This window comes from Polaribacter staleyi, assembly GCF_038024045.1.
GTDB lineage: Bacteria > Bacteroidota > Bacteroidia > Flavobacteriales > Flavobacteriaceae > Polaribacter > Polaribacter butkevichii.
This window is the reverse complement of sequence record NZ_CP150665.1, coordinates 1372560-1399134: the sequence shown is the minus strand read 5'-3', so window position 1 is coordinate 1399134 and position 26575 is coordinate 1372560. Positions and strand designations below refer to the sequence as shown.

24 protein-coding genes are annotated in these 26575 nt (G+C 30.0%); 9 read left to right on the top strand and 15 right to left on the bottom strand.

Annotated elements, in window-relative coordinates:
• The first annotated feature begins 99 nt into the window (after window positions 1-99).
• From WHD07_RS06125 to WHD07_RS06110, 4 genes are all read left to right on the top strand, one after another.
• On the top strand, window positions 100-957 hold the full coding sequence (locus WHD07_RS06125) for a PPK2 family polyphosphate kinase (RefSeq protein WP_343330466.1): 858 nt from the start codon (window positions 100-102) through the stop codon (window positions 955-957).
• 100 nt (window positions 958-1057) lie between these two features.
• The gene (locus tag WHD07_RS06120; RefSeq protein ID WP_343330465.1) at window positions 1058-1885 is read left to right on the top strand and encodes a 3'-5' exonuclease; all 828 of its coding nucleotides are present in this window, start codon (window positions 1058-1060) and stop codon (window positions 1883-1885) included.
• Window positions 1886-1981: 96 nt separating this feature from the next.
• Window positions 1982-2467 (top strand): ABC transporter ATPase, encoded by a 486-nt coding sequence (locus tag WHD07_RS06115; protein ID WP_343330464.1) that lies wholly within the window; start codon window positions 1982-1984, stop codon window positions 2465-2467.
• A gap of 229 nt (window positions 2468-2696) precedes the next feature.
• Window positions 2697-5615 (top strand): glycoside hydrolase family 3 N-terminal domain-containing protein, encoded by a 2919-nt coding sequence (locus WHD07_RS06110; RefSeq protein WP_343330984.1) that lies wholly within the window; start codon window positions 2697-2699, stop codon window positions 5613-5615.
• A gap of 113 nt (window positions 5616-5728) precedes the next feature.
• On the opposite strand, the gene WHD07_RS06105 is transcribed toward WHD07_RS06110, so the two are convergent.
• From WHD07_RS06105 to WHD07_RS06080, 6 genes are all read right to left on the bottom strand, one after another.
• Window positions 5729-6787 carry a 1-acyl-sn-glycerol-3-phosphate acyltransferase gene (locus WHD07_RS06105; protein WP_343330463.1) on the bottom strand — a complete coding sequence of 353 codons (1059 nt, stop codon included), beginning with the start codon at window positions 6785-6787 and terminating at the stop codon, window positions 5729-5731.
• Window positions 6788-6798: 11 nt separating this feature from the next.
• Window positions 6799-7716 (bottom strand): bile acid:sodium symporter family protein, encoded by a 918-nt coding sequence (locus WHD07_RS06100; RefSeq protein ID WP_105050479.1) that lies wholly within the window; start codon window positions 7714-7716, stop codon window positions 6799-6801.
• A 50-nt stretch (window positions 7717-7766) separates the two neighbouring features.
• Window positions 7767-8408, bottom strand: coding sequence for a DUF4159 domain-containing protein (locus WHD07_RS06095; RefSeq protein ID WP_105050480.1), 642 nt, complete (start codon window positions 8406-8408; stop codon window positions 7767-7769).
• A gap of 39 nt (window positions 8409-8447) precedes the next feature.
• A complete protein-coding gene (locus WHD07_RS06090; protein WP_343330462.1) occupies window positions 8448-9155 on the bottom strand; it encodes a 16S rRNA (uracil(1498)-N(3))-methyltransferase in 708 nt (235 codons plus the stop codon).
• A 146-nt stretch (window positions 9156-9301) separates the two neighbouring features.
• A complete protein-coding gene (locus WHD07_RS06085) occupies window positions 9302-10423 on the bottom strand; it encodes a GTP cyclohydrolase (protein ID WP_343330461.1) in 1122 nt (373 codons plus the stop codon).
• Window positions 10424-10453: 30 nt separating this feature from the next.
• Window positions 10454-11608 (bottom strand): transporter, encoded by a 1155-nt coding sequence (locus WHD07_RS06080; protein WP_343330460.1) that lies wholly within the window; start codon window positions 11606-11608, stop codon window positions 10454-10456.
• A 178-nt stretch (window positions 11609-11786) separates the two neighbouring features.
• On the opposite strand from WHD07_RS06080, the gene WHD07_RS06075 reads away from it, so the two are divergent.
• From WHD07_RS06075 to WHD07_RS06055, 5 genes are read left to right on the top strand one after another with little or no spacing between them, the layout of a single operon-like run.
• Window positions 11787-12047 (top strand): DUF4834 family protein, encoded by a 261-nt coding sequence (locus WHD07_RS06075; RefSeq protein ID WP_105050484.1) that lies wholly within the window; start codon window positions 11787-11789, stop codon window positions 12045-12047.
• 3 nt (window positions 12048-12050) lie between these two features.
• Complete coding sequence (locus tag WHD07_RS06070; RefSeq protein ID WP_343330459.1) at window positions 12051-14468, top strand: YfhO family protein; 2418 nt, start codon at window positions 12051-12053, stop codon at window positions 14466-14468.
• A complete protein-coding gene (locus tag WHD07_RS06065; RefSeq protein ID WP_343330458.1) occupies window positions 14465-15655 on the top strand; it encodes a glycosyltransferase family 4 protein in 1191 nt (396 codons plus the stop codon). The genes WHD07_RS06070 and WHD07_RS06065 overlap by 4 nt, the downstream gene beginning before the upstream one ends.
• Window positions 15652-16917, top strand: coding sequence for a glycosyltransferase family 4 protein (locus WHD07_RS06060; protein WP_343330457.1), 1266 nt, complete (start codon window positions 15652-15654; stop codon window positions 16915-16917). Before WHD07_RS06065 ends, WHD07_RS06060 begins: the two co-directional genes overlap by 4 nt.
• 1 nt (window position 16918) lies before the next feature.
• Window positions 16919-18406, top strand: coding sequence for a lipopolysaccharide biosynthesis protein (locus WHD07_RS06055; protein WP_343330456.1), 1488 nt, complete (start codon window positions 16919-16921; stop codon window positions 18404-18406).
• On the opposite strand, the gene WHD07_RS06050 is transcribed toward WHD07_RS06055, so the two are convergent.
• From WHD07_RS06050 to WHD07_RS06010, 9 genes are all read right to left on the bottom strand, one after another.
• The gene (locus WHD07_RS06050) at window positions 18397-18705 is read right to left on the bottom strand and encodes a DUF6122 family protein (RefSeq protein ID WP_343330455.1); all 309 of its coding nucleotides are present in this window, start codon (window positions 18703-18705) and stop codon (window positions 18397-18399) included. The genes WHD07_RS06055 and WHD07_RS06050 overlap by 10 nt on opposite strands.
• Before the next feature lie 137 nt (window positions 18706-18842).
• A complete protein-coding gene (locus tag WHD07_RS06045) occupies window positions 18843-19433 on the bottom strand; it encodes a Crp/Fnr family transcriptional regulator (protein WP_343330454.1) in 591 nt (196 codons plus the stop codon).
• A 61-nt stretch (window positions 19434-19494) separates the two neighbouring features.
• Window positions 19495-20097, bottom strand: coding sequence for a WbqC family protein (locus tag WHD07_RS06040; protein WP_343330453.1), 603 nt, complete (start codon window positions 20095-20097; stop codon window positions 19495-19497).
• Between the two features lie 84 nt (window positions 20098-20181).
• On the bottom strand, window positions 20182-21879 hold the full coding sequence (lepB, locus tag WHD07_RS06035) for a signal peptidase I (RefSeq protein WP_343330452.1): 1698 nt from the start codon (window positions 21877-21879) through the stop codon (window positions 20182-20184).
• Window positions 21880-21958: 79 nt separating this feature from the next.
• Window positions 21959-22660, bottom strand: a complete 702-nt coding sequence (gene dapB / locus WHD07_RS06030) for a 4-hydroxy-tetrahydrodipicolinate reductase (protein ID WP_343330451.1) — start codon at window positions 22658-22660, stop codon at window positions 21959-21961.
• A gap of 1 nt (window position 22661) precedes the next feature.
• Window positions 22662-23252 carry a DUF5683 domain-containing protein gene (locus WHD07_RS06025; RefSeq protein WP_343330450.1) on the bottom strand — a complete coding sequence of 197 codons (591 nt, stop codon included), beginning with the start codon at window positions 23250-23252 and terminating at the stop codon, window positions 22662-22664.
• Window positions 23253-24137 carry a ParB/RepB/Spo0J family partition protein gene (locus WHD07_RS06020; RefSeq protein WP_105050496.1) on the bottom strand — a complete coding sequence of 295 codons (885 nt, stop codon included), beginning with the start codon at window positions 24135-24137 and terminating at the stop codon, window positions 23253-23255.
• Window position 24138: 1 nt separating this feature from the next.
• Window positions 24139-24903: a ParA family protein gene (locus tag WHD07_RS06015; RefSeq protein WP_105050497.1), complete on the bottom strand. Its 765-nt coding sequence runs from the start codon at window positions 24901-24903 to the stop codon at window positions 24139-24141.
• A gap of 192 nt (window positions 24904-25095) precedes the next feature.
• A complete protein-coding gene (locus WHD07_RS06010; protein WP_105050498.1) occupies window positions 25096-26556 on the bottom strand; it encodes an aminoacyl-histidine dipeptidase in 1461 nt (486 codons plus the stop codon).
• Window positions 26557-26575 lie beyond the last annotated feature (19 nt).

The window sequence follows — 26575 nt, the reverse complement described above, 5'->3', positions numbered from 1 at the left end:
TTAGAAGAAGACTAGATTGTGAATATAATTATTAGAAAATGCCGTTAAAATTCAAGGTAAAATCATGATTTTATCTATCTTTAAAAAATATTTAAAAGGATGCTAGACAAAGGTAAATACAAAGTAAAAAATAACATTCAACTTGCTGATTTTAATACAAAAGAAGTAGTTGAAAAGGCAGATAAAAAGCTTAAGAAAATAAGAAAAAAGCTAAGTAAAATTCAGGATACCATGTATGCAGAGGGCAAATATAGTATGCTAATTTGCTTACAAGGAATGGATACTTCTGGTAAAGATAGCTTAATTAGAGAAGTTTTTAAAGATGTAAATGCACGTGGAGTAGAGGTTCATAGTTTTAAAGTGCCTACGGAGTTAGAATTAAAGCACGATTTTTTGTGGAGGCATTATATTGCGCTTCCGGCAAAAGGTAAAATTGGCGTTTTTAATAGAACACATTATGAAAATGTGTTGGTAACTAGAGTGCATCCTGAATATGTTTTTGGAGAAAATCTACCCACCATAAATACTTTAGAAGATATCAATGATGATTTTTTTCATAACAGAATGGATAGAATCAATGCTTTTGAAAAGCATATTGTTGATAGCGGAACCATTGTTTTAAAATTCTTTTTAAATTTATCTAAAGAAGAGCAAAAAAGTAGGTTGTTACGAAGATTGAATTTACCAGTTAAGAATTGGAAATTTTCTGCAGGCGACTTAAAGGAACGTAAATTGTGGGACAAGTATCAGTTTTGTTATCAAGATTTATTAAATAGAACTTCTACAGAAAATGCGCCTTGGTTTGTAATTCCGGCGGATGATAAACCAACAGCAAGATTTATTTTAGCAGATATTGTATTAGAAGAATTAGAAAAATATAATTTTAAAGAGCCTTCACTTCCTGCAAAAATACAGGATAAGGTGGCCGAATTTAAAAAACAATTAAATAACGAATAAATAATAGTTATAAAGTAGAACGTTTAAAAGTTGTACAATTTTGGAAACAGAATTTTAACTTAAAAAGCATTATAACTTAAAAAAAATAAGAACTAGAGGAATGAATTTAAATTTAACAAAACCAATCGTATTTTTCGATTTAGAAACAACAGGGGTAAATATTGCAACCGATAAAATTGTAGAAATAGCCATTTTAAAAGTGTTTCCAAACGGAAACAAAGAAAGTAAAACATGGTTGGTAAATCCAGAAATAAAAATTCCACAAGAATCTATAGATGTACACGGTATTACCAATGAAAAAGTAGCAGCAGAACCTACATTTAAAGAATTGGCTCCTAAGATTAATGAAATGATTGGAGATGCAGATTTGGCAGGTTTTAATTCTAACCGATTTGATATTCCTTTATTAGCAGAAGAATTAATGCGTGCAGGAATTGACTTTGATATGAAAAATAGAAAAGCAATTGATGTACAAGTTATTTTTCATAAAAAAGAACAAAGAACTTTAAGTGCGGGTTACCAATTTTATTGTGGTAAAGAATTAGAAGGAGCACATGGAGCAGAAGCAGATACCAATGCAACTTACGAAATTTTATTAGCACAATTAGATAAGTATGATGATATAGAAAATTCTGTGGATGCTTTAAGTGCATATTCTACACACGGAGAACGAGCAGATTTTGCAGGATTTATTCTAATGAATGATAAAAAGCAAGAAATCTTTTCTTTTGGAAAATACAAAGGAAGAACCGTAGAAGAGGTGTTTAAAGAAAACCCAGGGTATAATAATTGGATGCAAAATGCAGATTTTCCTTTATACACTAAAAAGGTGTTAAAAGAAATTAAAGAAAGAATGACAGCTCCAAAAAAGAAAATGTCTGACGCCGAAAAGTTACAAGCTTTGCAACAGAAGTTTAATTTAAGATAGGTTTTTAATGGTTGTTGTCATTTCGAAATGCGTCTTTTTAGACGATTGAGAAATTTAAGAATCTAACAATCCAAATATCTAATAATCTAAAAAAGTATGTTTACAGAATATAAAAATTTACCAAATAATTCTCGCGTTTGGATTTACCAAGCAGATAGAGAGTTTACAGAGAATGAAATAAACTTTATTTCAGAAAAAGCAGAAGACTTTATTAACCAATGGACGCGTCATGGAGACGATTTAAAAGGTTCTTTTACTATAAAATACAATCAGTTTTTAGTGTTGGCGGTAGATGAAAGTTTTAATAATGTATCTGGTTGCTCTATAGATAGTTCTGTTCGTTTTATTAAAGAATTAGAAAACGAATTAAAATTAGACTTAATGGACAAAATGAACATTACGTTTAAAGATAATGAGAATATTAACTTAGTAAAATTATCAGATTTTCAGAGGTTTGCCAAAGAAAAAAAAGTAACTGCAGAAACTATTGTGTTTAACAATATGGTAAATACCAAGGCCGATTTTGAAAATAATTGGGAGATTCCTGCAAAAGAAAGCTGGCACAAACGCTTTTTGGTATAACTATTGATTTTTAAGTTATAACTGAGGTTAATAAATAAGTTGCGTTAAGGATTGAAATGACATCCTTTTTATAATCTAATTAAATAAGCGTCATTGCGAGGAACGAAGCAATCTGTTTATGGATTATGAGATTGCCATAGTTTACAAAAAAGTAAACTTCGCAATGACATTATAAAAAGATATAATGGAAAGCCTGTTTAAACGCCCAAAAAATATGTTCGAAAATAATATGAAGAAAGAGTTACTAATTATCCTTTTTATAGGTTTTGTTTTTAATATATCTGCACAGAGTGTAGATCCTTTAATAACAAAAGATGCCGAAGCACAAGATGTTTGGATAGATAGTATTATAAAAAATATGACTTTAGATGAAAAAATTGGTCAGTTATTTATGATACAAGCCTATTCTAATAAGGATAAAAAACACGAAGATTACATTACAAATATGATTAAAAAATATCATGTTGGTAATTTAATTTTTATGCAAGGCACACCAGATAAACAAGCGACACTTACAAATAAATATCAAGATTCTGCAAAGGTGCCTTTATTAATTGGTTTTGATGGTGAGTGGGGCTTAGATATGCGTTTAAAAAATACGTATCGTTTTCCTTGGAACATGACTTTAGGGGCCATTAAAAATGATTCTTTGATTAAAGAATTTGGATTGCATTTAGGGAAACATTGTAACAGATTAGGAATTCATTTAAACTTTGCACCGGTTGTAGATATTAATACAAACCCAGAAAACCCTATAATTGGAAATCGTTCTTTTGGCGAAAACAAAGAAAACGTAACAGAAAAAGCAATAGCGTTTACACAAGGTATGCAAAGTATGGGGGTTTTAGCAAGTGCCAAACATTTTCCGGGTCATGGAGATACGGCAACAGATTCTCATCAAACATTGCCTGTTTTAAATTTTGATTTGGCGCGTTTAGATTCGATAGAATTATATCCTTATAGAAAAATATTCGACGCCGGCGTAACTAGTGTTATGACTGCGCATTTAAGTATACCAAGTTTAGAGTCGGATAGCAGATTGCCTACTTCTTTGTCTAAGAATGTGGTTACAGATTTATTACAACAAAAACTAGGTTTTTTAGGTTTGGTAATTACCGATGGTTTAAATATGAAAGGTGCAGCAAATTATGCAACATCAGCAGAAATTAATTTGGCAGCAATTCAGGCAGGGAATGATTTGTTATTAATTCCGCAAGAAATTCCTGCAACTGTAAATATCATAAAAAAAGCAATTGAGCTAAAGACGCTTACAGAAGAGCGTATAGATTTTTCTGTTCGTAAAATATTAAAAGCAAAATATTGGGCAGGTTTAAACAATTACAAACCTGTGCAATTAGAAAACCTTAATGCCGATTTAAACTCTATAGATGACGAATTGTTACACAGAGAATTGGTTAAAAATTCATTAACGGTTCTTAAAAATATAAACGGAAACATACCTGTTAGAAATTTAGAAAACAGAAAAATTGCTTATGTAAAATTAGGCGATGATTCGGGTGCAGATTTTGTAAATATGCTACAAAATTACGGTAAGGTAGATGTGGTTTCTGATAAAAATTTAGACGGACTTATAAAAAAATTAAAACCTTATAACTTGGTAATTATCGGTTATCATAAATCGAATGCAAACCCTTGGAAAAGTTATAAGTTTAAAGACAAAGAATTGGTTTGGTTGCAAGAAATTGCACGTGAAAAAAATGTAATTTTAGATGTTTTTGCAAGTCCGTATAGTTTGCTGCAAGTAAAATCATTTACCAATATAGAAGGGCTTATTGTTTCTTATCAGAATAGTAAATTAGGGCAAGAATTATCTGCACAACTTATTTTTGGAGCTTTTGGTGCCAAAGGAAAATTACCGGTAACTATTAAAACCGATTTTTTTGAAGGTAGAGGTTTTACCACATCTAACCTTGGTAGGTTTGAGTACACGTTGCCAGAAGCAGCTAATTTATCATCTGTAAAATTAAAAGAAATAGATTCTTTAGCAACCATTATTTTAAAGAAAAAAATGGCACCAGGTTTTCAGGTTTTTGTAGCCAGAAACGGTAAGGTTGTTTTAGATAAAAGTTATGGGTATCATACAGATAAAAAGCTTTTAAAAGTAAAAAACTCTGATGTTTATGATTTGGCTTCTCTTACTAAAATTTTAGCATCATTGCCTTTAATAATGAAAGCAGAAGAAGAGCAAAAAATTTCTTTAAATGAAAAGTTACAAGAGCTTTTACCAAGTTTTAAAGGATCTAATAAAGCAGCGGTTTCTGTAAGAGAAATACTATCGCATTATGGTCGTTTAAAAGCATGGATTCCTTTTTATGTAGCTACGCAAGATAGTGTAACACATAAAAATTTACCTACTTTTTATAGCAATGTAAAATCTAAAAAATTTGCCATAAAAGTTGCCAAAAATTTATATATAAATAAAAATTATAAAGACAGTATTTATAAATATATAAGAGACGCAGACCAAAGAGAAAGACCTGGTTATAAATATAGCGATTTAGGCTATTATTTGTTTAAAGAGGCTATAGAAAACACCTACCAAAAGCCTCTAAATACATTAGTAGACGAAGAGTTTTACCAGTCTTTAGGCGCAAACAGAACGAGTTATTTACCGTTGCAAAAGTTTGCTAAAAACGAAATTATACCCACCGAAAAAGACGATTATTATCGTAACCAATTAGTGCAAGGTTATGTGCATGATATGGGTGCAGCAATGTTAGGCGGAGTAGGAGGTCATGCGGGGTTATTTGCCAATGCAAACGATGTTGCTAAGATTATGCAAATGTATTTACAAAAAGGATATTATGGTGGTAAACGATATTTAAAAACCGAAACTGTAGATAAATTTAACCACCGTTATTTTTCTGATAAAAAAGTACGTAGAGGTTTAGGTTTTGATAAACCACAGTTAAACCCTAAGGTAAAAGCAACTTGTGGATGTGTTTCCGATGAGAGTTTTGGGCATTCTGGTTTTACAGGTACCTATACTTGGGCAGATCCCAAAAGCGGAATTGTGTATGTGTTTTTATCAAACAGAGTGTATCCTACAGCGGCAAACATGAGTTTAGTAAGAAGTAATATGCGTACCGAAATTCAGCAAGTTATTCAAGATGCTATTATAGATTAGTAGCTATTTCCTGCTTTCACTACTCGCTTTTTTTATCCTAAAAAGGAATAAAAAAGAGCTCAAACAAAAACCGTTCAATCAGGGCTAAACCTGTTTGAACGGTTTGTTTTTTTTTAAGAACTAGCTTCTGTATTTGTTGGCGATAACTTACTATATATAAATATAATTAAAAGGCTAAAGGCTAAGTAGAGTAACCCCATTTTATTACCAAAGAAATACGATACAATAAAAGCTTGTAATACATAAAATAGCGGTAAAATAAACAAGTTAAAAGTAAACCTAAACGTATCTATAAAATCAACATCCGGATTTTTCTTAGCTTGTTTTTTGTAAATGAAATACTGTATAATACTATTTAAAACAATTAAGTAATACAAGGGTTTTAAATAATTTTTAGAACCTTCTTTTTTAGGCGGAAATGTATTTGTTTTTATCATTTCTTGTACTTTTTTAACTTCTGTAAAATCTACTTGAGCATCATTTAACTTTGTTAAAACAGTATCATAGTTTTCATCCTTTTTTTTATGTACAGATAAATTTTTTAATTGGGCATCTACCTCATTTTTTAGAATATTGATAGATTTACTCGGTATGTTGTTTGCGTAAATTTTACTCGCATCAATCGGTGTTCCGTAATGCAAAGCTACTTTACAAGGAAACTGAGAAGCATTTTGGTAGGTAAGTCCAACAGGTACAACCTGAATTTGTAAATCGGGGTATTTTTCAATAGCACCGTAAACAATTCTTGTAAACCCTTTACTTAAAGGCCTTACAGTTCTATCTCTACAATCACTTCCTTCCGGAAAAATCATTAAAGATTTTCCTCTATTAAAAATGTTGTAGCATTTATTAAAAACTTCTTCGTTTTTTGCTAATTGATCAATTCCGTCTCGCATCCTATAAATAGGAATAAGGTTTAAAGAATTAAGAATTTTTTCTATAATAGGATTCTTAAAAGCAGCAGCTTTTACTAAAAAATAACTCGCTCTAGGATTATTAGTAGTTACAATTAACGGATCTATCAATCCGTTAGGATGGTTTACCGCAAAAAGTACAGCACCTTTTTTAGGAACATTTTTAAGGCCAACTATCTTTATTTTTTTTGTGTAAAAAAAGAGCCCTAGTTTAACGTACTTGCGCACTAAACGAAACCACATCTGCGAAATTTCCATATATTTTATAATTATTTTAAAGATGATTTTCTGCCCCAATAAGTGGCTAATGCCATGCCAGAAAAAACATCCCACACTCCCCAAAAGGCAGCTAATAAAGCCATGCCTCCTAATCCTTCAAAGAAACCAAAAATAAGCAATAAACCTAAACCTCCATTTTGTATTCCTGTTTCCATAGCTATTGTTTTGCAGTCTTTTTTATTCAATTTAAAACTTTTTGCGGTATAAAACCCTAAAAAGTAAGCAAATATGTTATGAAATATCACCAAAAATAATACGTGGTGAATATGATTTACAAAAACATCTAAATTTTGAGAAAAAGCAATAAAAATTAGTGCAATAAAAACCAACATAGACAGCGGTTTTAAAACCTTTTCTATTTTGCTAGCCATTTTAGCATGGTAATGTTTAATTAGCATACCAAGAAGTAAAGGGATTCCTAAGATTAATGAAACGAGTTTAAACAAATCAAAAGGGTTTAAAGAAACTGTTTTTAAAATTTGATTTGTAGGTTCGTATAAACTTCCCCAAAATTGAAGGTTAAACGGAGTCATTACAATACAAATTAATGTTGCAAAAGCAGTTAAGCTCACAGATAATGCTGCATTTCCGCCAGCCATTTTACTAAAAAAATTAGATACATTTCCTCCAGGACAAGCAGCAATCATCATCATTCCTAAAGCAAAACTAGGATGAGGTTTTATCAATAAGATTGCTAAAAAAGTAAATGCTGGCAATAATATAAATTGCGATAAAACTCCCACAAAAACTATTTTAGGGTTTTTAAAAAGTCGTTTAAAATCGTCTACACTAATTGCTAATGCAACACCAAACATAATAATAGCGATAGCAATATTTAAAACCCATAAACCACTCTCGTCAAAATTTATTTTAATGTCGTCTATATTTATATCTATGTTGTTTTGCATGGTTTTGAATTAGTAGAGAGGCTAAAAAACTTATTTTTGCTTAACGCTTACTAGTTTTTAAAAGCAAATTCAATAATATTTGCACCCATTTTTAAAGACTTTTCACGAACATTCTTTGGGTTGTTATGCACTATTTCATCTTCCCATCCATCACTTAAATCGGTTTCATAATCATAAAAAACAACCAATCTACTTTCGTAAAATAAACCAAAGCCTTGTGCTGCTTTTTTATCATGTTCATGAATTTTAGGAATTCCGTTTTTAAATTTATACGTTTGGTTATAAATAGGATGATTGTTGGGTATTTCTTTAAACTCTAAATTCGGAAATACTTTTTTCAATTCTCTTCGGATATGTTTGTCTAAACCATAATTATCCGAAACATGTAAAAATCCGCCAGAAATTAAATAATTTCTAAGGTTATTAGCGTCGTCATCAGAAAATAAGATATTTCCATGCCCTGTCATAAATAAGATTGGGAAGTTAAAAATATCTTCGCTGTCAATAGTTACTGGTTGTGGATCTTTAGAAATATGAGTACCAATATTTGCGTTTGCAAATGCTATTAAGTTAGGTACTGCAGTTGGGTTTGCATACCAATCTCCACCACCATTGTATTTAAGAATGGCAACGTCTTGTGCATTTACCGAAAAATATAGAAATATGAATATTAGAAATAAAGGTTGCTTCATTAATTATTTTAGTGAGAATTGAAAGCAATATAGTAAAAATTACTGATTGATAAACGAAACCGTATTTACAGCCACCAAAGCTGCCGTTTCTGTGCGCAATCTACTTTCTCCTAAAGAAACCGGAATCATGTTTTTTGCCAAACATTTTTTTATTTCATCCGGAGAAAAATCGCCTTCTGGTCCAATTAAAATGGTTGTTTTTTCTGAGGGTTTTACAACAGATTGTAATAATGTTTTTTCTTGATCTTCACAATGAGCAATACAAACTTGTTCTTTAAAATCTTGTTTTATAAAATCGGCTAATTTTACAGCTGGGTTTAATTTTGGCAATGTAAATTTTAAAGACTGTTTCATTGCAGATTGAAGAATCTTTTCGAAACGCTCTAGTTTTACAACTCTGCGTTCTGAGTTAGCACAAATAATTGGTGTAATTTCATCAATACCAATTTCTGTAGCTTTCTCTAAAAACCATTCAATTCTGTCATTTAATTTTGTTGGCGCAATGGCAATATGCAAGTAATAACTCCACGGTTTTGGTTTTTTCTGAGCGTTAATAATAATTGCTGCACACCTTTTATCGTTTGCAAAACTAATTTCTACATCAAATAATTCTCCTTTACCATTGGTGATTTTTAAGATATCACCTTCTTTTTTTCTTAAAACACGAACAATATGTTTGCTCTCAATTTTATCAAAAGTAATTTGTTTGGTTTCTGTAGAAATTTCTGAATTATAAAATAATTGCATGGTTATGAGTTCAAAATTTAATATGTAAAGTTGAGATTTCTCAATCGCTAAAAAAGCTCATTTCGAAATGATATTCGTTGGTTTTTTTTATTTTTGCCTACTGCCTACTGCCTACTGCCTACTGCCTACTGCCTACTGCCTACTGCCTACTGAATGTTTTTTCGATACGTTCTACGTCTTTTATGAGTTACGGGATCAAAGTTTTCCCATAATTTTTTAATAGCTTCATTGTCTTCTAACTCGGGAGTTCTAATACAATTATCGATTCCTAGAGGCTCAAAAGTTTTGGTGTATTGATCAAAAATAATAGCATGTACTCCTTTGTTTTGGTAATCTGGATGCACTCCAATTAAGTAAAAAGTAACGTCTTTAGCATGTTTTCTTGCATGTAATAAATGGAACAATCCAAAAGGAAATAATTTTCCTTTGGCTTTTTGTAAAGCTTCAGAAAAAGAAGGCATCACAATAGCAAAGGCAACTAATTTATTGTTTTCATCAACCACAAATTTTATATATTCTGGGTTGATAAAACTAATGTACTTCTTTTTAAAAAAAGCAATTTGAGCATCAGAAATAGGTACAAAAGAAGATAGTTTAGAGTAAGAAGCACTAAAAACTTCGAACATTTCATCTACATAAGGCATAATATCTTTTGTCTTTGTAAAATCTAATGCTTTTAATTTAAAACGTCTTTTTATAATGCTGCTAATTCTATCAAAATAAACACCATCAACATTTTTAAACTTAAACTTATTCTCTAAATATTCTTTCTCTTTTACAAAGCCTAATTGTTCTAAATGCTCTTTGTAGTATGGGTGATTGTACCAAGTAATCATGGTACCGATATGATCAAAACCTTCGACTAAAACACCTGTTTTGTCTAGGTTGTTAAAACCAATAGGGCCTTCTATATATTCTAATTTATTTTCAAGACCAATTTCTTTTACCTTATTTAATAAAGCTTTACTTACTTCAATGTCATCAATAACATCAAACCAGCCAAAACGCATTTTTTTAATTTGTTGCTTTTCAACCTCAAACCAATTGATAATTGCAATAACTCTACCAACAATTTTACCGTTTCTAATGGCTACAAAAAACTGTGCATCAGCATTTTCGAAAACAGGATTTTTTGTTGGGTCAAAATTATCAACTTCATCCTTAATTATAGGTGGTACCCAATATTTATTATCTTTATATAACGAAAAAGGAAATGTAACAAATTGTTTCATTTCCTTTTTCGTTGTCATTTTTTTAATTGTAATCATATTACAAAAATAGTATTTCTAATTGTTATTTTAGTCATCTTCCTTTTCAACTTCTTTCTCTAACTCTTTAATTTCTCGTTCTAGTTTTTCTATTTCTGTTTCTTCTTTTTTCTTTTTCTTACCAAAAATCCCTAAAAAGCCACCTTTCTTTTCTTTTTTTGAAGCACTTTCTCTACTTCTTTTTCTGCTTCTTTTTTTAATTGTTTTCTCTTTGTCTTTTTTCTTGAAAATATTAAAAATTCTATTAAAGAAACTATTTTGTTTTTTATTATATCTACTTATTGGAGTGCTTTTTAGTTGTTTTCCGTTTTCGTCCAAATCGGTATATGCATCGTGATGTGCATCAATTCTGTAAGAGATTCCTAAACCAGCATAAAAACCTTGAGATTTCCCTTCTTTAAGATATCTGGCAGAGGTGTTAATTTGTAAATCTTGATGAAAAAGATAGGCTAAACCAGCACCTAAATTCAAATTATTTTGATCATATAAATAGGTTGCTTGATGCTCTAAAAAACCAGACCAATTGTAGTTAAAGTTTTGGGTAGCGGTAATGATGTATGAGAATTCAGAAAAATCTGTTCCCATTTTATCATAATACACATTATAAATAATATTAAACTCGTCGGTAAGGTTTTGTTGTAGTAGTAGGCCTAGTTTTGGCGATACACTTTCTGCTTTATAATCTTTACTTACAACATCTGTATTTACACCCAAATAAAGAGCTACAGAAGGTATTAAACGTTTTTTGTCATACGCATGTCGTTTTCTCCAACTTCTAATTTCTTTTGTTTTGTCGGTATACTCTGGTTGAAACAATAAATACTTTGCACCAATGGTAAATTTACTTAATCCCGAAGTAAAATAATGAGACGTAAAAATGTTTTTAAAAGCTACTTTATCTTTTTGATAGGTTACTTGCGCATTTAATTCTAATTTTTCAAGAAAAAAACCAGTTCTAAAAAGTAAATCTGCACCATAAGCTTGTGGTCTCGAAAAAAGAGGTTCTACACTTGTATTTTTAAAGAAAAAATTACTCTCAAACTGATAAACGCCAGTACCAACACTATAAGGGCTTTCCGAAAAACCAGGTTTATTGGAGTTTATGATATCTGTGTATTGCGCTTGTAAGGAGTGGTTTACAAGTATAATAAAGGTGATAGAAAGTTGTAGAAAAAGTTTTTTCATAAATTAGGATACGATTTTATAAGTTGTATCTATCTGTTACACAAACATAGGTTAAAAATGCTATTTTTTAAAAGCAAACGATAGTTTTTTGAGTTTAAGAAAGTTTTATAGTTTCTAAACGCTTCAATTGTGTTCAAATTGTTATTTTTGATTGATTTTTTTATAAATATATATTTGAATGGGATTATTAAAAACAATTTTTTTTATTGTTCTTTTTTATTATGCTTTTAAGTTTTTAGCAAAATTATTTGCGCCTTTTTTAATTAAAAAAGCAGCGGAAACAATTCAAAAGAAGGCAGAACAGCAATATGGAGGAGCGCAACAAGAACAAAAAAGTACGGTTTCTGAAGGAGAAACCGTAATAGATAAAAAACCAAGTAGCCAACAACAAAGTAAAAACTCTGTTGGAGAATATGTGGATTTTGAAGAAATAGAATAATTTATGAAATTCACCAAATTTTTACCTTATGTAGTCGCTGTGGCCATTTTTGCTTTGGCTTCCATTATCTATTTTCATCCGCTTTTAAAAGGAGAAAAACTAAATCAATCTGATATTACTCAATTTACCGGAATGGTAAAAGAGATTAATGATTTTAGAGCAGAAAAAAATGCAGAACCTTATTGGACAGGTGCTTCTTTTAGCGGGATGCCAGCATATCAGGTAAGTGCCTATTATCCGAATGATTTTGTAAGGGTTTTAGATAGAACTTTACGTTTTTTACCAAGACCAGCAGATTATACTTTTTTGTATTTTTTAAGTTTTTTTGTCTTAATGATGGCGTTAAAAGTCAATTGGAGATTGGCTATTTTAGGATCGCTCGCCTTTGGTTTTTCTACTTATCTCATCATTATTTTTGGAGCAGGACATAATGCAAAAGCACATGCAATTGCATATATGCCTTTGGTTTTAGCCGGATTATTATGGGTTTTTCAAAAAAGATACATTCTTGGTTTTTTGGTTACTGGAGTCGCAATGGCTTTAGAAATTTATACAAATCATCCTCAGATGACCTATTATTTGGGCTTTGCCTTAATAATTTTAGGTATTGTAGAATTGATCCATGCAATTAAAGAAAAAATAATTCCGACTTTTATAAAACAAGTTGTTGTAATTATTGCTGCGGTTTTATTAGGTATTGGTGCCAATTCTTCTCGTTTAATGGCGATGAAAGAATATGCAGATTATAGTACTAGAGGGAAATCTGAATTAACAATTAATCCTGATGGAACAAAAAAAGCGGCCAGTAAAGGATTAGATAAAGCTTATATTACAGAATATAGTTATGCCAAATTAGAGACTTTTAATTTATTCATTCCACGTTTCATGGGTGGGGGAACGGTTGAAAAATTAGGAGAAGATTCTAACTTTTTTCAAACTATAGAAGATAAAGCAGGTAAAAAAGCAGCAAAAGAATATTCAGAACAGGCACTTACCTATTGGGGAGATCAAAATATTGTAGAAGCACCTGCTTATATTGGTGCCGTAATTTTCTTTCTATTTTTCTTAGGAATTTTCCTTGTAAAAGGACGTTTAAAACAATGGTTAGTTGCAGCAACAGTCTTTTCAATTTTAATGAGTTGGGGAAGGAATTTTGATGTTTTAACCAATTTTTTTATTGATTATTTTCCTTTATACAATAAATTTAGAGCAGTTTCATCCATACAAATCATAGCCGAATTATGTGTGCCTATTTTAGGTATATTGGCATTAAAACAATTCTTTTCTTCTAAAATTTCTTCGGATGAAAAACAAGACGCACTTAAAAAAGCAGTATATACTTTTGGAGGACTAATTATTGTAGGATTTTTATTAGCACACGGATTTTCTACTTTTGAAGGAATAAGAGATGCTCAATACAAACAATTACCAGGTTTAACAGATGCTATTATTTCTGATAGAAAATCGATGTTATTTATGGATACTTTGCGTTCTTTATTTTTAATGATACTTTCTGCAGGTGTTTTATGGATGCTGTTAAAAAATAAACTAAAACAAGGGATTGCAGTAATTGCATTAACGGTTTTTGTGTTGTTCGATTTAATTTCTGTGGACAAGAAATATGTAAATGAAGACGATTTTAAATCAGCAAGAAAAATAGAAAAACCATTTACAGCTTCTACAGCCGATAAAATGATATTGCAAGACAAAACACATTTTAGAGTAGGTAATTTTACAGTAAACCCAATGAATGATGGAAGTACCTCTTATTTTCATCAATCTATAGGAGGATATCATGCAGCAAAATTAGGACGTTATCAAGAATTGTTCGATTTTCAAATTGCTAAAAATAACATGCAAGTTTTAAACATGTTAAACACAAAGTATTTTATTATTGGTAATGATAAAGGAGAAAAGCAATCGCAATTAAACCCAGATGCTAATGGAAATGCTTGGTTTGTAGAACGTGTAAAAGTTGTAGGTTCTGCAAATGAAGAAATGCAGGCTTTAGATTCTTTAAATACAAAGCAAGTTGCCGTTTATCAAAAAGAGGCTTCTAAAGAAAGTAAAATTAGTTTTCCGAAAGAAATAGATACTACAGCAACTATAAAACTTTTAAAGTATGATGTTACCACGTTAACGTATCAATCTAAAACAGCAAAAAATCAGTTTGCCGTTTTTTCTGAAATCTATTATAAAGATGGTTGGAATGCTTATGTTGATGGAAAATTAACACCACATGTAAGAGTAAATTATGTGTTACGAGGGATGACAATTCCTGCCGGAGAACATATCATCGAATTTAAGTTTGAGCCAAAAGTAATTCAGCAAGGAAAAATTATTTCATTATCATCGTATGCTTTATTATTGTTGATAACAGCTGGTTGGTTCTTTTATGAAAAGAAGAAAGAGAAGAAATGAAAATAGGAATGATATTGGATGCTCCGTTTCCGCCAGATCCTAGGGTAGAAAATGAAGCTGTTTCTTTGGTAAAAGCAGGGCATGAGGTTTTTCTTTTTTGTTTAAAGTATGCTGATGAAAAAGAATCTGAACTTATTAATGGCATTCAGGTAAAAAGATATGCTTCTACTACTTTAGAATATAAATTATCAGCTTTAGCTTATACAGTTCCTTTTTACAGTTTCTTGATGGAAAAAAAGATTCATCAATTTATAAAAGAAACAACTATTGCAGCATTACATATACACGATATTAGAATTGCAGAAGCGGTTTTTAAAGCCAATAAATCATTTAATTTACCTGTAGTTTTAGATTTGCATGATAATATGCCAGAAGTAATGAAGTTGTATCCACATCTTCAAAAGTTTCCTGGAAAGTATATTATTTCGCCAGCTAAATGGAAAAATAAAGAAAAGGAATTTATAGAAAAAGCAGATAAAGTAATTTCTGTTTCTCCTGAATTTTTAGAGAATTTAGTAGAAAGGATTCCGTCTGTAAAAGACAAGTTAATTTTGGTGCCTAATACTATTAGAGAATCTTTTTATAAGGATTTTAAGGTTGATGAAACAATTGTAAATAGATATAAAGATAATTTTGTAATTCTATATTTAGGTGATACGCATTTAAGAAGAGGTTTGCAAACCGCTATTGAAGCAATTGGTTCTTTAAAAGAAACGATACCTAATATTAAACTAGTAATTGTTGGTAGAAATACTACAGATGTTATTTTAAAACAGCAAGTTGCAGATTTGAAGCTAGGAGATTTTGTGGATTTTGAAGGTTGGCAAAATGTTTCTTTATTTCAATCGTATATTCTTTCTAGTGCAATTTGTATTTCTCCTTTGCATAGAAATTTACAACACGATGTTGCGTATGCAAACAAGATTTTTCAATATATGAGCTTAGCAAAACCACTTTTAGTAAGTGATGCAACTGCTCAGAAAAGAGTTGTAGAAAAAAACAATACAGGCTTGATCCATAAAGATAGAGATGTAAAAGATTTTTCTGATAAAATTTTAAAACTCTACAATGATGAGGAACTTAGAAATAGGTTGGGACAGAATGGAAAAGAGTTTATAGAAAGCGAATTTTCTTGGGAACAAACCTCTAAAAAACTACTACATTTATACGATAATTTAAAATCTTGAAAGTATTAATAATTACATATTATTGGCCACCTGCAGGAGGTTCTGGAGTGCAACGTTGGTTGAAGTTTGTAAAATATTTACAAGAATTTGGTATAGAACCTGTTGTATATACGGTTGATAATGCTAATTATCCGAAAGAAGATGCTACGCTTATTAATGAAGTACCTGATAATATAGAAATTTTAAAACAACCTATTTGGGAGCCTACAGATGTCCTTTTTTGGAAAAAGAACAAAAAGCAAAAAAGCGGAATTTCTAATGTAAGTAACGGAGGAGTTTTGTCTTTTATTCGTGGTAATTTTTTTATTCCAGATCCTAAAGTTTTTTGGGTAAAGCCTTCTGTTAAGTATCTTCAGAAGTATTTAGATGCTAATAAAATTGATACGATAATTTCTACCGGTCCGCCACATAGTATGCATTTGATTGCTCAGAAATTACATCAACAAAATAATATTAAATGGCTTGCAGACTTTAGAGATCCTTGGTCAGATTTATATTATAACAAAGATTTTAAGCAATTGTCTTTTGCTAAAAATAGAAATAAAAGATTAGAAGAAAGTGTTTTAAAAAATGCAGATTGTGTGTTAACTGTTAGCAATTCTCTAAAAGAAGAATTTGCTAAAAAAGCAAGTAGAATAGAAGTGATTACCAATGGTTTTGATGATGAAGTTTTAACAAGTAACACAACTGTTTTAGATGCTAAGTTTTCAATTTCTTATATAGGTTTATTGCCAAAACAAAGTAATCCTAAAAGATTATTTAAAGTTTTACAACAATTATGTATAGGTAATTCAGCTTTTAAAAATGATTTACAATTAAATTTTATTGGAGATATTTCTGAAGAAGTAAAACAGGAAATAAAAAGCAATAACCTAGGAGAAAACACAAGTTTTGTTGGGTATGTTTCTCATGATGTAGCTATTAATTATCAACAAAAAGCTCAAGTTTTATTATTGTTGATACCGAATGTTGAAAAATCAAAAGGAATTTTAACAGGAAAGTTGTTTGAATATTTAACAGCAAAAAGACCTATTGTAGCCATCGGTCCAGAAGATGGAGATTTATCAGAAATTTTAAAAGAAACCCATGCTGGAGTTGTAATTGATTTTGATAATGAAGAGAAATTATCATCAGAAATAGAAAAATTATATCATCAATATAAAATAGGAAATTTAGATGTAAACTCTAAAAATATAGAGAAATACCACAGAAAAGAATTAACCAAAGAGTTAGCTTTGATTATTAAAAGTTTACATTTATAAAATGGGAATTATATTAAAACAGTCTTTTAAAAACACACTTTTTATTTATCTAGGGTTTGCCTTTGGAGGGATAAATACGTTATTTTTATATACCCGTTTTTTAGAAGATGAGTATTATGGTTTGGTAACTTTTTTATTGTCTACATCTAATTTGTTAATGCCGTTAATTGCATTAGGAATTCATCATACAATTGTAAAGTTTTTTTCTAGCTATTTTACAAAATTAGAAAAAGATAAGTTTTTATCTTCCGTAATTTTTTTACCATTATTAATTGCAATTCCCATAGCTTATTTTGGTAATTTATTTTATCAAGAAATTGGAGATTATCTATCCATAGAAAACCCGATTATTAAAGATTATACATTTGTTATTTACTTAATAGCAGTTGCTTGTTCTTATTTTGAGATTTTTTATTCTTGGGCTAAAGTTCAGTTTCAGTCTGTTTTTGGTAATATATTAAAAGAACTTTGGAATCGAGTAATAGTTATGATACTGTTATTTGCTGTTTACTTTGAATTGATTACAAAACCTGAATTTATTTACTATTTAACGGGTGCTTATTTTTTAAGAATGTTTATAATGATGTTTTATGCACTTAGTTTATACATGCCAAAATTTACACTTTCTAGGCCTGATAACTTTAAAGAAGTAATTCGTTTTTCTGGATATATTATTTTAGCGGGAAGTGCAGGCGCTATTATTTTAGACATTGATAAATTTATGATTCCGGGTAAGGAATCTTTAGTAATTGCAGCTTATTATTCGGTAGCCGTTTTTATAGGTTCTTTTATAGAGGCACCTAGTAGAGCCATGTTAAACATTTTACAGCCTTTAACTTCTAAGACGTTAAATGAAGAAAATCATAAAGAAGTAGCTTCTTTATATAAAAAGAGTTCTATTAACTTATTATTAATTAGCGGCCTTTTCTTTGTGTTAATAAATGCAAATGTTGGTCAGTTATTTAACTTGTTACCAAAAGAGTATGGAGGAGGAACAATGGTAGTTCTTATGATTTCTGTACTGAAGCTTTACAATGGTTTTTTAGGAAATAATGGAGCTATTATAAATAATTCTAAGTTTTATAAAATAACATTACCCATTAGTATTTCTATGGCTTTATCTGTTTACCTTTTAAATAAACTTTTTTATTACGAATTAGATATGGGAACAGATGGTTTGGCTCTAGCAACTTTAATTGTTATCTTTTTAGCAAATACATTTAAGTTGGTTTTTGTTAAAGCTAAGTTTTCTATAACTCCTTTTACAGATAAGTCTTTACAGATGATTTTAATTATCATCGGTCTTTATTTGGCTTTTAATTTCTGGGATTTTCCTATAACAGATATTTATGTTTGGCAGTTTCCTGTATATCCTATTATAAATATTATTTTAAAAAGTATTTTGATTACAGTGGTATATATCTTTTTAATTTTAAAACTTAATATTTCTAATGAGTTTGATAATTTGCTTAAAAAATATTACAAATAACAATCTATATAGTCTGTAAGCATATGAAATAAGAGAGCAATACAGAGTACTCTTGTTTTCTTAAAAAATAGCCCAACACTATAAATTGCGATGGCAATATAAGAATGTAAAGGATGAAAGTTAATACTACATCTATCTTTGTCAAAAATTGGAGTTGCTAATAAATGATCTAAATCTACAAGCATAGAACAGATAAAAATTAAATAAACAACTTTCCAATTACTTTTAAAGAAAAAGTAAGCTATAAAAAAAGGCGCTACAAAATGCAGTCCGTAGTGTATTATAAATGGTATTTTCATAAACTAAAAAAAGGCCTATTTAAAATAAATAAGCCTTTATATTTATTGCTAATGTAACAATAAAATTGGGGAAATAATATTCTGCAAATCTAAGGTATTAACCTATGTTAGAAATTAACATATGTTAATTGAATAGGTTATTTTGAGTATATTTCCTTTCTAATTCGACTTAATTGAACAGGTGTAATATTAAGATAAGATGCTATATGGTATTGTGGTATTAGGTTTTCTATATTTGGTATTTGTTTTTTTAATTTTAAGTATCTTTCTGTAGCGTTTAAAACGGATAAATCGTAAATTTTAGACTCTAAAGTAAGAAATACCATTTCTAAGATTATATTATACAAATTAGACAAACCAATATCATCTTTTGTTAATTCTATAAAATCATTAAAATTAATGGCATAAACGTCGCAATCAGTTAAACAATCATAAGACAATCTAGACGGTTTTTTTAGAATAAGAGCTCCTAATGCTCCTGTTGCTCTAAAGGGGGTAAAAAGATGTCTTATATATTCTTTACCTTTATCATCTGTATAATAAGATCTAATAACGCCAGTTTTAAGAATATAAATATCTTTGGGTAATTCTCCTGCTTTAGCAATTGCGGCTCCTTTTTTTAAACCTTTGCCTCTAATAAGTAACAATATTTTATCTATAGACTTTTTAGGAATATGGTCTATGGTCGCAAAAAAGTCTGTTAGAAATTTCATAATAAAATAGTACATTACCTCTAGTTTTAAAATATAGAAAGAGGTAAAATGATGCTTAAAGTTAAGACTTTTTTTATTATAAATAACTAATTGTATTTGGACCTTCCATAAAAAGCAGGTCTAAAACAGATAAATTAGGGATAAAACCATGCTTGTCATCAAACATTTGAATATATTTTTCTACAGTTTTTTTAGGTTGAAACTTTACATCAGCCAATTCTCTAAAATCATTTTTATCTGCAGTTATATTATATTCCTTAGTTTTAGAATAGGTTAGTGGTATTTGTAAAGCATCTGCAATAAATAAATATGTATCAATATTTACATCTTGTAAAAATGTATATTTTTTTGTAAAAATAGTACGTAAATCATCTTCATAAAATTCGTAGAAAGGAGATGTTCTATAAGCGGTTTGTAAAGATTTTAAATGATGTGTTTGCCAATGAGCATCATTATCTACTAATAAATCTTTTGTTTTTTTTCTTTGAGAAGTACCTTTGTTTTTATCCTTTACAGGGATGTTTAATAGCTGTTTTCCGTTAGCATTAAAGATATAACATCTATTTCTATAGCTTTGTTTCTGAAAATTATCTTCCATTTCAAAAACAACAGAATCTGATTTTACAATTTCTGAATATTGAGAAATAGGAGAGAAGTAAGTTGGTATAAAAAGTGACATTATATTTTAGTTTTCAGTCTTAGTATTCAGTAGCAGTGGTTTCTAATCAATTGAAAATAGAAAATTACCACTGAATACGATGTACTATTTTTTAACCTTTTTCCCTTTGTAAAAACTATAGCCTATATATAAAGCAATTAAAGCTAAAACGTAATATCTGTAAGAAACCGGTTCTCCGTCTCCGCCAACGGTTGTAAACATTCTGTTCCAACGGATTGATTTTATTTTTTCTCCAAAAGTAGGTGCATTTGCATCCCAACTAAACCAAATCATAACCGGTTTACCTAAAACATGATCAAAAGGCACATAACCCCAATAACGGGCATCTAAAGAGTTGTGTCTGTTGTCTCCCATCAACCAGTAATAATCTTGTTTAAAAGTGTAGGAATTTGCTTTTTTACCATTGATAAAAATATTTTCTCCCACAATTTGTAAATCGTTATTTTCGTAGTTTTTAATAATTTGGGCATAATAAGGAATAGATTTAGTATCTATTTTTACTGTTGCACCAGCTTTAGGAATATAAATTGGTCCAAAATTATCTTGACTCCATTTATTTGCTTCTACATGCGGAAAAATAGAATTATCAGCACCATGGTTAACCTTTTTAACCGATACAGTTAATGGATATTTTTTAAGTTCGATAACTTCATCTTCAGTTAAATTGATGTTTATCTTGTTAGCTACATTCGTCATTTTTAAACGACTTGCTAAATCTTGCGAAACACCACCTGCAACTTCAGTATATAGAGAGTCAGAACCTATTTTAGATAAGTTTGCACCTTTTTTAAAGGCTTCTTGTACTTTAGGGTTGTTCCAATATTCATTTAAAATTTTGTAAACACCTGTTCTTTCTTTCTTGATTAAAAACTTAGGAAAGTTATTGATATCAATGGCAGATTTAGATTCGTATGTATAATAAAATTGTATTTTGGCTCTGTAAGGGAGTTTGTTTTTTTGCCCATTTATATATACATAACCATCTTTAATTTCTAAAGAATCTCCTGCAATACCTACACAACGTTTTACATAGTTGGTTTTTTTATCTACAGGTTTGTAGGTAAATTTACCAGAAGTATCTCCCCACATAGTTGCCAATGTATCTGCAGGCCAATTAAAACAAACAATATCGTTATTTTTAATTTCTTGTAAACCAGGTAAACGGGTATAAGGCAATTGTGGCTTTTTTAAATAAGATGCAGTTCCTACAATAGGTAAGGAATCATGAACCATTGGTGCAGCAATTACTGTAGACGGAACTCTAGCACCATAATGAAACTTGCTTACAAAAAGATAATCTCCTACTAATAAAGACTTCTCTAAAGAAGATGTTGGTATGGTAAAAGGTTGCATAAAATAAGTGTGTACCAAGGTTGCTGCAATAATTGCAAAAGTAATAGAACTAACCCATTCCCCTAATTCAGAGCGTGGTTTTAAACTTCTTTCTGCATTGTATTTAGCATCTGTAGCATAGTTGATATAAAAAATATACAAACCTAATGTTAGAATTACTAAAAGAGAATCTATTTTTTTGTAAAAACCAAAAGTTCTAATAGTTTCTATCCAAATAACAGGAAACATTAACAGGTTTACAATCGGAATGAATAGTAAAATAATCCACCATTTTGGGCGTTTAATAATACTCATTAAAACAACACCGTTATAAATAGGTATTGCTGCCTCCCAAGCTTTTCTACCTGCTTTTACATACAATTTCCAAGTTCCTAGAAAATGAATTACTTGTATCACTAAAAAAAAGATAAACCATTCTGTAAATGTCATAATTGTATACTTTAATTTTCTCTAATGAGAATAATTTTATTTTTTTATAAGACGATAAATCGCTGTAATGTTACTGTTTTTAACGGATGTTTAACACATCTTTCATAGAAAAAACACCTTTTTTTCCAAGAATCCACTCTGCAGCAACAACAGCGCCTAAAGCAAATCCTTTTCTGCTATGTGCTGTGTGTTTTATTTCTATAGAATCTACTTCAGAATCATACCAAACAGTGTGAGTTCCTGGTACATCAGGAATTCTTTTTGCCACAATAGGGATGTTTTCTTCGGATGTTTTTTCGTCTAGCTCCCAATTATTTTTAGAAGAATTTTCTATAATTCCTTCTGCCAATGTAATTGCAGTTCCACTTGGTGCGTCTAATTTTTTTGTATGATGAATTTCTTCCATAGAAATATTGTAGTCTTCTAAAGAACTCATCATCTTTGCCAATTGTTTGTTTAGCTCAAAGAAAATATTTACCCCCAAACTATAGTTGGAAGCGTAAATAAAAGCACTGTTTTTTTCTTTACAAAGTGCAACTGCATCGTTATACTTATCTAACCAACCTGTGGTTCCAGAAATTACAGGAACATTTTTATTTATACAGTTTGTTATGTTGTTATAAGCAGAAGAAGGTACACTAAAGTCAATGGCAACATCTGCCAAAGTAATATCAATAACATCATCTACGTCTTTTCTAATAACTATTTCATGTCCACGAGATAAAGCAATTTTTTCAATTTCTTTACCCATTCTTCCATACCCTAATAGTGCAATCTTCATTTTAAAAATTATATTTAATGGTTAGACCTACTTTTGGAGCTTCGACATATATTGGGTCGTTTAAAAAAGTAGGTTTAAATGATAAATTATCATCTGTGTTAAATTGTAGTAAATGTGCATTTACACTTGCTTCTACAATTTGTAAAACATATAAAATTACAGTTGTTAAAAGAGACATATCTCTATTTTCTCTTAATTGATCTTGTGCTCTCTCTAAAGTTTCTAAAGAAATAACCTCTTTTCCATCTACCGTAAACTCATCTACTAAGTTGTTTTTTCTTAGTTTGTATGCAGTTCTATATCTTTTGTATTCTTTGTTGTTGTCTAAATAATAATAAATACTAGTTCCCATGGCTCCCCAAACAATTGGAGCTTTCCAGTATTTTTTATTATAAACTTGTCCCATTCCAGGAAATATAGCAGAATAAAATGCTGCTTTAGATGGGGCTACAGCATCGTAAACTCCACCTTTTTCAATTTTAAGGTCTCCTTTAACCTTTACACCTTTTATATGAAGTGAATCTTTCTGCCCAAAAAAGGTTGCAGAAAAAAAAGCAAGGAATACTACAAGTATATATTTTTTTGAAAGCACTTATTTTAATAAGTTTTTTATTCGGTTGAAATCTTCTTCAGAATGAAAAGGAATTGAAATTTTTCCTTTACCATTATTACTAACAGTAACGTCTATTTTGTGGCCAAAGTATTCGCTAATATCTTTAACACTATTTTTAATGTAATTTGGTACTGCTTTTTTCTTTGGTTTAGCAACGGTACCAGATTTTAAGCTTTTTACTAAGTCTTCTGTTTGCCTTACAGACAATTTGTCTCTTAATATTTTTTCGTAAATAGCTAATTGATCTTCTGTGTTTTCTACATTAATCATAGCACGACCATGCCCCATAGAAATAAAACCATCTCTCATACCTGTTTGCAAAATTGGATCTAATTTTAACAAACGTAAATAATTGGTTACTGTAGAGCGTTTTTTACCAACTCTTGTACTTAACTCTTCTTGAGTTAGCTGAATTTCATCAATTAAACGTTGGTAAGACAAGGCAACTTCTATAGGATCTAAGTTTTTACGTTGTATGTTTTCTACCAAGGCCATTTCTAGCATTTCTTGGTCGTTGGCAAGTCTTATATATGCGGGTACTGTTGTGTTACCAATTAATTTTGATGCTCTAAAACGACGTTCACCAGAAACTAATTGAAATTTATTTTTGTCTAATTTTCTTACTGTAATTGGTTGTATAACCCCTAGTTCTTTAATAGAACTTGCTAATTCTCTTAATGATTCTTCATCAAAATAAGTTCTTGGTTGGTATGGGTTAACCTCAATTAAATCTAATTCTATTTCAATAATACTTCCAACAACTTTGTCTGCATTTTTATCTGTTGCAGAAATAACGTTAGATGATTCTTGTAACAAAGCAGATAATCCTCTTCCTAAAGCTTGTTTCTTGGTTGCTTTTGCCATTTTACGAATTCTTTTTTAATAATTCTTGTGCCAAATTTAAGTAATTTACGGCACCTTTACTTGTTGCATCGTATGCAATAATACTTTCTCCGTAACTAGGAGCTTCTCCTAAACGGGTATTTCGTCTAATAATGGTGTCAAAAACCATGCTAGAAAAATGTTTCCTAACTTCGTCTACTACTTGATTAGATAGTCGTAATCTAGAGTCGAACATGGTTAATAATAAACCTTCAATATCTAACTCAGAATTATGAATATTTTGTACACTTTTTATGGTGTTTAATAATTTACCTAATCCCTCTAAAGCAAAATATTCACATTGAATAGGAATAATTACAGAATCTGCAGCTACTAAAGAGTTTAAAGTAATTAAACCTAATGATGGAGCACAATCAATTAAAATATAATCATAATCGTCTTTTATTTCGATTAATGCTTTCTTTAACATGTATTCTCTGTCTTGCTTGTCTACCAGTTCTATTTCGATAGCCACCAGGTCTATGTGTGCAGGTATAATATCTACATTAGGAGAATCTGTTTTTACAATCGCGTCTTTAGCAGAAATCGAATGTTCTAAAACTTGATAGGTTCCTGACTCTATAGTTTCTATATCAATTCCCAAACCAGAAGAAGCGTTTGCTTGTGGATCGGCATCAATTAATAAAACTTTTTTCTCCAAAACACCCAAAGAAGCAGCTAAATTGATGCTTGTTGTTGTTTTACCAACTCCTCCTTTTTGATTTGCAATAGCAATTATTTTACCCATTATAAAAGTTTTCTTTAGAAAAAGTAAAATTACGTTTTTTTATGTTTTTAGAAAGTGAAAGATGTTAACAAAAAGGTAAAAATGTAAATAACAGTAATTCAGTGTTTTAGGTTTATTTTTTTTAAGCTTTTAAACAAATTTAAATAAAAAAAAACCGAAGGTATACTTCGGTTTTAAACATGCTGTAATCTTTTATTTTTTTGGTATGTTCTTTAGAATTTCTATTAAAAATTTCCAGAATTTTTGTGTTGATGAAATACTTGCTCTTTCATCTGGAGAATGTGCTCCTCTTATTGTTGGTCCAAAAGAAACCATATCCATATCTGGATAATTTTGTCCTAATATTCCACATTCTAAACCAGCATGACAAGCAGCAACATGTGCTTTTTCTCCATGTAAAGTTTCATATAAATTAGAAACTACATCTAAAATAGCAGAATTTACATTTGGTTGCCATCCTGGATATTCACCGGATAAATCAACATCAAAACCAGATAATTCAAAAGCAGATTTTAAAGAATTTGCTAAATCAGATTTATTACTTTCTGATGATGAACGCGTTAAACAACCAATTTTAATATGCCCGTCTTTTACAATTACTCTCGCAATATTGTTAGACGTTTCAACCAAATTAGCAATATCTGGACTCATTCTATAAACTCCATTATGAGCTGCATAAATAGATTTTAATAAACCTTCCTGTACACCTAATTCCATTACATTTTCTGGAGAAGTAGTTTCTTGAATGTCAATGTTTAAGTTAGGTTCTAATGTTAAGAACTCTTCTTTTATAATGTTAATAAGTAAGTTGGTTTCTAAAAGAAAAGCTTCTTTAGAAATAAGGTCTACAGTAACAATCGCACTACTTTCTCTAGGAATTGCGTTACGTAAACTACCTCCATTTATTTCAGAAATTTGTAAACCAAAATTGGTATAACCGTCAAATAATATGCGGTTCATAATTTTGTTTGCATTTCCTAATTCTTTTATAATGTCCATTCCAGAATGGCCTCCATTTAAACCTTTTACCGTAATTGAATATGCAACAGAATTTTTAGAAACTTCTTCTTTAGCATAAGTTCTAGTTGCTGTAACATCTACACCACCAGCACACCCCATTCCTATTTCATCATCTTCTTCTGTATCTAAGTTTAAAAGTATATCACCCTTTAAGATTTCTCCTTCTAATCCCATTGCACCTGTCATACCAGTTTCTTCATCAATGGTAAATAATGCTTCAATATTTGGGTGTTGTAAATCATCCGAAGATAAAATAGACATAATTGCTGCAACACCTAAACCGTTATCTGCACCTAAAGTAGTTCCGTCTGCAGTAACCCAATCTCCATCAACCAACATTTTAATTCCTTCTTTGTCAAAATCAAAATTAGTGTCAGCGTTTTTTTGATGAACCATATCTAAATGACTCTGTAAAACTACTGTTTGTCTGTCTTCTAAACCTTTTGTTGCTGGTTTTGATATAATAACATTACCTACTTTATCTACAAAAGTTTCTAGATTTAATTTTTTACCAAAATCAACCATAAACTGAATTACGCGTTCTTCTTTTTTAGAAGGACGAGGAACTGCATTTAAATCTGCAAAGTGATTCCAAACAATTTTAGGTTCTAAATTTCTTACTGCTTCACTCATTTTATCTAATAATTTTATG

Excerpts from the sequence above, each read along its gene's own strand:
- WHD07_RS06125 (WP_343330466.1), top strand. The coding sequence starts at position 100 with ATGCTAGACAAAGGTAAATACAAAGTAAAAAATAACATTCAACTTGCT.
- WHD07_RS06120 (WP_343330465.1), top strand. The coding sequence starts at position 1,058 with ATGAATTTAAATTTAACAAAACCAATCGTATTTTTCGATTTAGAAACA.
- WHD07_RS06115 (WP_343330464.1), top strand. The coding sequence starts at position 1,982 with ATGTTTACAGAATATAAAAATTTACCAAATAATTCTCGCGTTTGGATT.
- WHD07_RS06110 (WP_343330984.1), top strand. The coding sequence starts at position 2,697 with ATGAAGAAAGAGTTACTAATTATCCTTTTTATAGGTTTTGTTTTTAAT.
- WHD07_RS06105 (WP_343330463.1), bottom strand. The coding sequence starts at position 6,787 with ATGGAAATTTCGCAGATGTGGTTTCGTTTAGTGCGCAAGTACGTTAAA.
- WHD07_RS06100 (WP_105050479.1), bottom strand. The coding sequence starts at position 7,716 with ATGCAAAACAACATAGATATAAATATAGACGACATTAAAATAAATTTT.
- WHD07_RS06095 (WP_105050480.1), bottom strand. The coding sequence starts at position 8,408 with ATGAAGCAACCTTTATTTCTAATATTCATATTTCTATATTTTTCGGTA.
- WHD07_RS06090 (WP_343330462.1), bottom strand. The coding sequence starts at position 9,155 with ATGCAATTATTTTATAATTCAGAAATTTCTACAGAAACCAAACAAATT.
- WHD07_RS06085 (WP_343330461.1), bottom strand. The coding sequence starts at position 10,423 with ATGATTACAATTAAAAAAATGACAACGAAAAAGGAAATGAAACAATTT.
- WHD07_RS06080 (WP_343330460.1), bottom strand. The coding sequence starts at position 11,608 with ATGAAAAAACTTTTTCTACAACTTTCTATCACCTTTATTATACTTGTA.
- WHD07_RS06075 (WP_105050484.1), top strand. The coding sequence starts at position 11,787 with ATGGGATTATTAAAAACAATTTTTTTTATTGTTCTTTTTTATTATGCT.
- WHD07_RS06070 (WP_343330459.1), top strand. The coding sequence starts at position 12,051 with ATGAAATTCACCAAATTTTTACCTTATGTAGTCGCTGTGGCCATTTTT.
- WHD07_RS06065 (WP_343330458.1), top strand. The coding sequence starts at position 14,465 with ATGAAAATAGGAATGATATTGGATGCTCCGTTTCCGCCAGATCCTAGG.
- WHD07_RS06055 (WP_343330456.1), top strand. The coding sequence starts at position 16,919 with ATGGGAATTATATTAAAACAGTCTTTTAAAAACACACTTTTTATTTAT.
- WHD07_RS06050 (WP_343330455.1), bottom strand. The coding sequence starts at position 18,705 with ATGAAAATACCATTTATAATACACTACGGACTGCATTTTGTAGCGCCT.
- WHD07_RS06045 (WP_343330454.1), bottom strand. The coding sequence starts at position 19,433 with ATGTACTATTTTATTATGAAATTTCTAACAGACTTTTTTGCGACCATA.
- WHD07_RS06040 (WP_343330453.1), bottom strand. The coding sequence starts at position 20,097 with ATGTCACTTTTTATACCAACTTACTTCTCTCCTATTTCTCAATATTCA.
- lepB (WP_343330452.1), bottom strand. The coding sequence starts at position 21,879 with ATGACATTTACAGAATGGTTTATCTTTTTTTTAGTGATACAAGTAATT.
- dapB (WP_343330451.1), bottom strand. The coding sequence starts at position 22,660 with ATGAAGATTGCACTATTAGGGTATGGAAGAATGGGTAAAGAAATTGAA.
- WHD07_RS06020 (WP_105050496.1), bottom strand. The coding sequence starts at position 24,137 with ATGGCAAAAGCAACCAAGAAACAAGCTTTAGGAAGAGGATTATCTGCT.
- WHD07_RS06015 (WP_105050497.1), bottom strand. The coding sequence starts at position 24,903 with ATGGGTAAAATAATTGCTATTGCAAATCAAAAAGGAGGAGTTGGTAAA.
- WHD07_RS06010 (WP_105050498.1), bottom strand. The coding sequence starts at position 26,556 with ATGAGTGAAGCAGTAAGAAATTTAGAACCTAAAATTGTTTGGAATCAC.